The following is a 9,021-nucleotide window of genomic DNA, read 5'->3' as shown; positions in this document are numbered from 1 at the left end:
CAGCTGGCCGCCACACCCGGCACGGGCCATGTGGGCTGGCTGAGCACCTATTATGTGTACGACGACCTGGGCAACCTGCGCTATGTGTTACCGCCTAAAGCCGTGGAGATATTACTAAGCAACGGCTGGAGCCTGGCTGATGCCACCCTGCGCAAAGAGCTCTGCTTCCGTTATGAATACGACGCGCGCCAGCGCATGATCCTCAAACAGATGCCGGGCACCGAACCGGTGCTGATGGTCTATGATGTGCGGGACCGGCTGGTGTTTGCCCAGGACGGGCAGCTGCGACTGACCAACCAATGGCTGACCACGCTCTACGACGGGCTGAACCGCCCGACGATGACGGCGCTGTACCAGACCACGCTGCCGGTGGCTACGCTGCGCAGCCAGCTGGCCACCGCCACTACAGCCCAAACCATCACCCAAACCATCCCGGGCGACAACGACCTGGTGGTCAATACCCACGATGGCCGCAGCGCCTACAAAGGCCGGGCCTCGGTGACCGCCCTGCCGGGCTTCGAGGTGCTGACCGGGGAAGTGACCCTGGAGATCGACCCCACTGTACAGCTGCGCACCGAAACGGTGATCGCCAACAACCCGCTGCCCAACCTGGACCCTACCAAACTCTACGCCCTCACCTATACCCACTACGACGATTACAGCTATGCGGGCAAAAAAGACCCCCAAGCTACCTATTACACGGCCACCGAACTGCCCGACCCGCTGCCTACTCAAACAGGGGAACGCCCGACGGCGCATTCGGGTCTCACCAGAGGCATGGTAACCGGCATGAAGGTACGCGTGCTGGACACCGACCAGTGGCTGGTAACCACCACCTATTACAACGACAAAGGCCGGGTGCAACAGGTGCTCGGCGATAATATTGGCGGCGGCACCGATGTGGTGACGAACCTATACGATTTTACCGGGCAGCTGCTGGTCAGCGCCCATCACCATACCAACCAGTACAGCAGCGTGACACCGGCCACCCGGCTCATTACCCGGATGCTATACGATCATGCGGGTCGTGTACTGGAAACCCGCAAACAGCTGGGGACGGGCACCGAACATATCATTGCCCAAAACAGCTACGACGCATTGGGACAACTGGCGAGCAAAGCGCTGAAAAACAGCGCAGGGGCTAACCTGGAAACCCTCGATTATAAATACAACATCCGCGGCTGGCTCAGCGCCATCAACAAGGACTATGTGACCAGCGGCAGCGGCGGCCACTTCTTCGGCCAGGAGCTGAGCTATGATTATGGTTTTACCAACACGCAGAAAAACGGCAACATCGCCGGCATCAAATGGCGGGGCTTCAACGACCCGGTGGCCCGGGCCTATGGTTTTGGCTACGACAAAGCCAACCGCCTGCTCAAAGCCGATTTTAACCAGCAGGTAGGTACCTCCACCACCTGGGACCGGTCGGCCAATTATGACTTCAGTGTCACCATGGGCGACGGGGTCAATCCAGCCTCCGCCTATGATGCCAATGGCAACATCCGCAAAATGGTGCAGAATGGCCGCAAAGGCACTACGAGCCCGGTGATCGATAACCTGACCTACAGCTACGAAGCCAGCCAGCTCTCCAACAAACTCCAGTCGGTGAGTGATGGGGCCAACGACCCGGCTACGACCCTGGGGGATTTTAAGGAAGTGGCTACTAACGGCACTATCGATTACCTGTATGACTATAATGGCAACCTGCGCAAAGACTTCAACAAACAGATCGATTCCATCCGCTATAACCACCTGAACCTGCCGGAACATATCCACATCCTGGGCAAAGGCAATATTGCTTATCTCTACGATGCGGTCGGCATCAAACAGCGCAAGGTGGTGACGGACAGCACCGTGACCCCGGCAAAGGTGACGACTACCGATTACATCGGCGGCATGGTGTATGAACAGGACAGCCTGCGGTTCGCCTCTCATGAGGAAGGCCGCATCCGGGCGGTGTATGCCACAGGCCAGCCGGTGGAATACAGCTACGATTACTTCCTCAAAGATCACCTGGGCAACATCCGTACGGTGCTGACCACCGGGGAGCAGGAAACGGCCACCTACCTGGCCAGCATGGAGACGGAGACAGCGGCCAAAGAAACGGCCCTGTTCTCCAACATCGACGCCACCCGAACTTCCACCCCCACCGGTTATCCGCAGGACGCCACCACGCAGCAGAACAGCTTTGTGGCCAAACTCAACGGGGAAAACCCGGATAAAAAGATCGGTCCCAGCCTGGTGCTCAAAGTGATGGCGGGCGATACGATCCAGATCGGGGCCAAGGCGTTTTATAAATCCGGGCCTACGCCACAAAACAAAAAGATGGCTCCACCGGAGGATATGCTGAATGCCCTGATCAGCGCCTTCACGGGCGGTCAGACTCCCGGGCAGCAGGGCCATGGTGCTGGAATAAATGCAGCCGTGAACAACACGCCCTTCAACAACGACTTTAACAACAGCTACCAGCGGCTCAGGGATAAAGACAACGATGCGGCCAACCCGCAACGGCCCAGGGCTTATTTGAATTTTGTGCTGTTCGATGAACAGTTTAACTTGGTGGAAGGCAACAGCGGGGTCAAACAAGTGCAGGCTACGCCGGATGAGCTGCAGACGTTGGCGCAGGGCAAGATGGTGATGGAGAAGAGCGGCTTCCTGTATGTATACACCAGCAATGAAAGCCCGCAGGATGTGTTCTTTGATAATGTGGTGGTGATGAACGCACCCGGACCGGTGCTGGAGGAGACACATTATTATCCGTACGGGCTTACCATGGCGGGAATAAGCACCAGCGCGCCGAACCGGTTAGCCAACAAGTACCTCTACAATGGAAAGGAGCTACAGAACAAGGAGTTCATCGGTAATGGTGGTAGTGGCTTGGAGTGGTATGACTATGGGGCGAGGATGTATGATCCGCATATAGGCCGTTGGCATGTCGTTGACCCACTTGCCGATATGATGCGCCGGCACTCGCCTTATAATTATGCGTTTGATAACCCGATTAGGTTTATAGATCCTGATGGGAGGATGCCTTTCACAGACTATTATAATTTAAATGGTAAGAAAGTTAAGCATGTTGATGATGGTAAGACTGATAAGGTTCTTGTTCTTACGAATAGTCAGAAAGCGGATAAAGTGGATAAAGCAATATCAGAAGGGCATGCTATAAATGCGCCTACTCAAGCAGTGGCCGATAAGATGGAGGATGCTTATACGAAAACAGAAGCGAACGGGAAGGAAAATTATTTTGCAGTTGGTGAAAAGGGTAAAGTTTCTAAAACAGTGGAAGGTACTGAAGGGCAGGTGCCTGCAAGCAAAATAATAGAAGCTAAGCAAGATTTAGTAGCGCAGGGCGATTTGCTTTCTTATGATGCACATACCCATCCTAATGGAACAGATAGCCAGGGTAACCAAACTATAGGAACTCCAAATCCTTCCGAAGCAGATAAAACAGGTGTTGGTTCCAGAATAGGAGTTGTTTTAGGCTATGAGCAAAAAATAACGCCCCCACCTTCTGGTACAATTGGAGGTACTTCTACTTCAGTAAATGTGAGAACTGTTGGTTTCCATAATTCAAGTGGGACGATCAACACGATAAGATTTAGCGATTTAAAAGACATTATTAAGAGAATAAGTAAAAACTAATAACTCAATGTTATGTGCACAACCAAAGGCGTTATAAAAGCATCTTTATATCTATCACTATTTATTGTCAGCTCTTGTGCTAGGTATGTAGATACAGTAAGAAGTTATTCCAATGGATCTGCTAAAAATGATTTTTTTAAATTCTATCCTGACAGTAACGTTTTTAGATACCAATCTAATGTAGTATTGACAAGGGATACGGAAAAGATTTATCCGAAATTTTTTGAAGTTAAGTTGCCTAAGAAGATTAGATATTATGAGTTTATAGGATCTACTGATTTTTCTTTCTATTATGATAAAGGGCAGACTATTTTTATAGAAGTGAATCTCGAAAAAAACAAGATTAGTCAGGATACTGTTTATAATCCATCGAGAGATCAGTTGGATGAATTTATTGAATCGACGGCGCAGACAGGGAATGAAAAGTATAACTTAAAAGCTATTCCTTTTAATGGGAATCGAAAGCACTTAGTTATGCAGAGAGGGAATGCAACTATCTTGCTTTATAATGTTGAAGATAAAAATTTTGATTTATTCTATGAATATATAAGCAAGTTTAGATTTATAAATTAGTAGCAATTTTTAAAGCAAAGAGCCCGCGCAGATCGCGCGGGCTCTTTGCTTTACCTGAATATGCTTTTTAGTTTTGTTGTAGGCAATAGCCATATCGATGAAGTAATACACTTTCTCTTTTTCATCAGGCGGGAGTGCCTCAATATCTTCCATTCTTTTAAGGAGTGTTTTATCCAGCACCATGTTGGTGGCCCCACCGAGCAGGTAATCCACGGTCACGGGCCATGGGTAAACTGGAAAACAAAAAAGAGAAGTTCCAGGGGCAGCCGTTGGACGATGAATCGGGCCTGAACTGGTATGGATTTAAGTGGAGGGACTATGATCCGCAGATTGGCAGGTTCATTGAAATAGATCCTCTAGCATCTGATTATACGCATAACTCTCCTTATGCATTTTCTGAGAATCATGTAACTGCACATATTGAGCTGGAAGGGATTGAGACAAAAGGGGGAAGTGAGCGTAGGGCCATTGAGTGGAAAAGGTAAGGTAAGGGAGTTTTCGGATGGTGTAACTTTAGTAGAAGGGAGTGTCAAAGTTCCGCTTAGGTTCGGCGTTATTCCGGTGACTGGTGAAGTGAAGGCGTCGGCAAGTAGTAACGGCGAGCGTAAAGCCACGGGGGAAATAGCTTCTCCAGAACTTGGCGGTGCGAAAGCTAAGGTTGGGGTAAGTTCTACTACTGGTACCTCCAATTCAAAGCAGAATGGTGTTCAGATAAGCGCGGGAGCAGAAGTGAAGTCAGGGAATAAAACTGTAAATTCTTCTTTTTGGTTTAGAATAGGAGGTTTTTAATTTAGCGAAAAATTAGTCAACATTAATTTGAATAAGACATTACGGATATTACCATTTGCGATTTTGTTGGTATTTACAGTTATAGCTTGTAATGACATTTTAACTGAACAGATGAATAGGATAAACCACTTCTCAAATAAATATTTTTTATCAAAGGCCAGTGAAATATCATTGGCCTTTTTGCTTTTAATAAGAGAAAAAAGCAGAACAACCAATAACAATACAAATGAGAATATTTGATGAAAGTACTTCCGGCCAAGCGTAAACCCAATAATAGATGTAATTATTGCTAAGAATATAGAATTATCTGTCGATAAAAAGCAACCAGTAAAAAAAGAAATTTTAATTCTGAGGTTTGTATTTGTGAGGGGCCTTGTACGGGCGGCAAGGGAATATGAATGCTTCCACAATGACTGTATAACGACCTGATAACCATAGAGACTACGGACTTGAGGCGGACTTGATCAGCAGTAGACGCGCATAGCAGCTGCGGCAATAATTTCTAAGAAAAAAGGAAGCACAAACAGAAAAATGAAGCAATTGAACGGAGAAAACCATTACAATCCGGAGGCCAAGCGAATGATTTTTTAACGGGCAGGCACAAGATACCCTGAAACAATCTGTTCCTTCAGGGATAAATTAAACAATTAACACGGTTAGGGGAAAAGGATAAAACATTCATTCACGCCTGACGATACCGGGAAGGCGCACTCTTCCGGGCTTATAAGGCATAGCGCTCAACGAAGAAAGGGAACGGGTCGAAACGCTTTGGAGGTTGTCGAAAATTCAAAAAAGCACCCGGGAGTTATCCCGGATGCTCTTATCAAATTGGTAAGTTTAGCGTCAAAACTCAAGGATCTTTGGAGTTGACACTCCTCCTGATCCTCGCCAGGATGTTCACAGCATCCGGGCGTATTATTATAAACATAGCCATTTCTCTTAAATGCCGATTACCTTAACCCCTCTTTAACAGCCACCTTCGGCGGTATCAATTTATACACCACCGGCGTCACAATCCTCGACAATAAAGTAGAACTGATCAAGCCCCCAATGAGCACAATCGCCAGCGGCGCAATCAGCGGGTTATTAGAGATCGCGATGGGAATGAGGCCGCCGATGGCGGTAAGAGAGGTCAGCACGATCGGGAGAAAACGAACCTCACCCGCCTCGCGTATCGCTTCTTCCAGACTACGTCCCTGCTCGCGCAGCTGGTTCGTGAAATCCACCAGCAGGATCGTATTCTTCACCTCTATACCCGCCAGCGCGATCAGCCCGATGATGGCTACGAAGGATAATGAATTCCCCGTGAACCACAACGCCAGCGCGGCGCCCACGATGCCCAGCGGGATCACCGAAAGTATTATCAATGTGCTTTTGAACGTCTTGAATTCCAGGATCAGCACGGCAATAAAAAGAAATACCGTTACGAGAATGATGTTCTGGAAGCCGCCGAACGATTGCTGCCTCGATTCCACCTCACCGCCCATTTCGTAGCTGTAACCCAGCGGAAGCTGCATCGCATCCATTTTCCCTATCACTTCGGTGATCACCCTGTCCGGCAGGAAACCTTGCTGCACAAAGGCTTTCACAGCCACCACCCGGCGTTTTTCCTGGTGGTTGATGTTGACGGGAGAAGTTTCCATCTTCAGTTCCGCTACTTGTGAAAGCGGAATGGCTTTGCCCTGGAGATTGTTAATGTAGAGATTGCGGAACACGTCCAGCGTTGGCCTCCCTTCCCGCATGCGGGTGAGCAGGATGTTGTATTCATTACTGTTCTTGTCCGTGTATTTGCCCAGCGTAAGCCCTGCTACGGCCAGTCGCACGGTACGGTCCACCTGCACGAATGGAATGCCCAGCTGCTGCGCTTTTTCAGGAATGATGTTCACCCGGATGTCACTTTTGTTGAGGTCAACAGGATTATCCACGTACATGGTGCCGTTGGTTTTCCGCAGCATGGTTTCCACGCTGGCGGCAAGACGGCGGAGCGTGTCCAGGTCGTCGCCAAAAAGGCGTACTTCCACCGGGGCAGCTACAGGCGGGCCCTGCTCAAAGTCTTTTACTTCCACTTTCGCGCCGGGGTATGGCGTCCAGGCTTTGCGGAGGCTTTCCATGATCTCGCTTTTCCGCTTTGGGTTGGTATGCTCGTCCAGCTGCACGAACACCTGTCCGAATTCACTTTGTTCGTTCCTCGGGATCACGTTGTAATAGATCCTCGGGTTGCCTTTGCCGACGTTGCTGGAGAAGAATTTTACATCTTTTTCCTGCTGCAGCCTCTTTTCAATCTGCCGCACGATACTGTTGGTATAGCCGATCTTCGACTGTGGCGGCGCTTCCACGTTTACGAGGAACTGTGGCTTTTCAGAAGGCGGGAACAGCCCGAAACCTATCAGCTGGAACACGAACATGGAACCGGCGAAAATGATCACTGTCACCACGATGGTGAGCGCGGGGCGCTGCAGCGCCTTGTCCAGTAAACGTGAATAGCTGCCATGGATGAGCTTCTTCAGCGCACGCATGAAAATATTTCCTTCCGGGTGACCGGTATGGTGCCTGAGTATCTTGCTGGTCAGGAAGGGAATGATCGTGAGCGACACCACCATAGACGCCAGCACACAGAATATTACGGCCAGCGGAAGGCTGCGGATGAAGTCGCCCGCGCCTTCGGGCATGAACACCAGCGGCATAAAAGCGATGACCAGCGTAACGGTACAGCCCACTACAGCCATGCCTATCTGTTTGGTAGCTTTCAGCGTGGCTTCCATGGCGCTATGCCCTTCCAGCATCCACCGTTCGATGTTTTCCACTACCACAATGCTGTCGTCCACCAGCAGGCCCAATGCCACTACCAGGCCCACGATGCTAAGCTGGTTGAGGTTGTAGCCGAACAGCTGCAGCAGGATGATGCCGATGGAAAGGCTCAGCGGGATGGAGATCATCACGATAATGGCCTGCCTGTAACCTAACGGTAACAGGGTAATGGCCACTAAACCGATGGCGAAAAGGAAATCCATACCAAGGCTCCCCAGCCGGCGGTTCACATTGTCTGCCTGGTCGAAATGCTGCACCATGTCTATATTGGCGGGGAGCGTTTTGCGGAACTGTTCCAGCACGGGCTTGTACAGCGTCTGCGTTTTGGTAATGTTCTCGCCTTCTTTTTGTGCGGCAGCCACAAACACGCAGCGGTAGCCGTTCAGGCGGGTCTGGTAGTTTTCGTCGGCGTAGCCGTAATACACTTTTGCAATGTCTTTCAGGAAAATATTCCTGCCGGCGGAAGTGTATACGATGGTGTTTTTTATTTCGTCAAGACTATGAAAATTGCCGCTGGTCTTGATGTTGAACGTCCGGTTTCCCGCTTCCACGCTACCGCCTGGAATGCTGAGCGTTTCGTTCTGGAGGCTGGAGATCACGTTATTGACGGGCAGGTTCATCTGCGCCATTTTTTCCAGGTCGAGCTCTGCGCGTACCTGCTGCTCGGGCAGGCCGTAGATCTCCACGTTTTTCAGCTGGGTGACCCGTTCCAGCTGTTCCTGCAGCTTGTCTGCATAGAACTTCAGCCTGTCGCGCGGCGCGTTCTCGGAAATGAGGGCGAGCTGCAACACGTTCACATCCGAGGGCTGGAATTTTTCCACTTCAATGAAAAGATTGTCCTGCGGAAGATCGCGGCGTTTGTTGTTCACCACGCGCACTACTTCCTGGTATTTATCCTCAACGTTGCTGTTGTATTTGTATTCGATGCGGAACACGGCCAGCCCGTCGCGGATGTTGGTGCGGATGCGCAGCACGTTTTCCATGGCGCTGAATTCCTTTTCCAGCGGGTCCACGATCAGCTCTTCCATGTCTTTAGGGCTGGTGCCGGGGTATACTACCACTACGGAATAAGTAGGGGCGTGCATCTCCGGGTCTTCGGAACGGGGCATGTTCAGGATGGTGCTGATGCCCAGCGCTATGATCATTATAAATATCACCAGGGTGAACTGGTAATTCTTTACGGCGTAGTCAGATATTTTCATGGCG

5 protein-coding genes are annotated in these 9,021 nt (G+C 50.1%); 3 read left to right on the top strand and 2 right to left on the bottom strand.

Annotated features, from left to right (window positions below):
• Positions 1 to 3,645, top strand: a 3,645-nt coding sequence (locus ACTJIK_RS24845; RefSeq protein ID WP_440650253.1) for an RHS repeat-associated core domain-containing protein, incomplete at its 5' end; no start/stop codon positions are given.
• Between the two features lie 12 nt (positions 3,646 to 3,657).
• Positions 3,658 to 4,218, top strand: coding sequence for a hypothetical protein (locus ACTJIK_RS24840; RefSeq protein ID WP_440650252.1), 561 nt, complete (start codon positions 3,658 to 3,660; stop codon positions 4,216 to 4,218).
• A 9-nt stretch (positions 4,219 to 4,227) separates the two neighbouring features.
• Here ACTJIK_RS24840 and ACTJIK_RS24835 read toward each other — a convergent pair whose 3' ends face one another.
• Positions 4,228 to 4,437, bottom strand: a complete 210-nt coding sequence (locus ACTJIK_RS24835) for a hypothetical protein (RefSeq protein WP_440650251.1) — start codon at positions 4,435 to 4,437, stop codon at positions 4,228 to 4,230.
• 5 nt (positions 4,438 to 4,442) lie between these two features.
• On the opposite strand from ACTJIK_RS24835, the gene ACTJIK_RS24830 reads away from it, so the two are divergent.
• Positions 4,443 to 4,703 (top strand): RHS repeat domain-containing protein, encoded by a 261-nt coding sequence (locus tag ACTJIK_RS24830; protein ID WP_440650250.1) that lies wholly within the window; start codon positions 4,443 to 4,445, stop codon positions 4,701 to 4,703.
• Between the two features lie 1,254 nt (positions 4,704 to 5,957).
• On the opposite strand, the gene ACTJIK_RS24825 is transcribed toward ACTJIK_RS24830, so the two are convergent.
• A complete protein-coding gene (locus tag ACTJIK_RS24825; protein ID WP_440650249.1) occupies positions 5,958 to 9,017 on the bottom strand; it encodes an efflux RND transporter permease subunit in 3,060 nt (1,019 codons plus the stop codon).
• Between the last annotated feature and the right edge of the window lie 4 nt (positions 9,018 to 9,021).

Origin of the sequence: Chitinophaga sp. 22620 (assembly GCF_052044405.1) — a bacterium.
Taxonomy (GTDB): domain Bacteria; phylum Bacteroidota; class Bacteroidia; order Chitinophagales; family Chitinophagaceae; genus Chitinophaga.
This window is presented reverse-complemented; position numbering and strand designations above follow the sequence as displayed.

Coding starts and splice junctions, on each gene's coding strand:
- ACTJIK_RS24830 (WP_440650250.1), top strand. CDS start 4,443: ATGGGTAAACTGGAAAACAAAAAAGAGAAGTTCCAGGGGCAGCCGTTG.
- ACTJIK_RS24825 (WP_440650249.1), bottom strand. CDS start 9,017: ATGAAAATATCTGACTACGCCGTAAAGAATTACCAGTTCACCCTGGTG.
- ACTJIK_RS24840 (WP_440650252.1), top strand. CDS start 3,658: ATGTGCACAACCAAAGGCGTTATAAAAGCATCTTTATATCTATCACTA.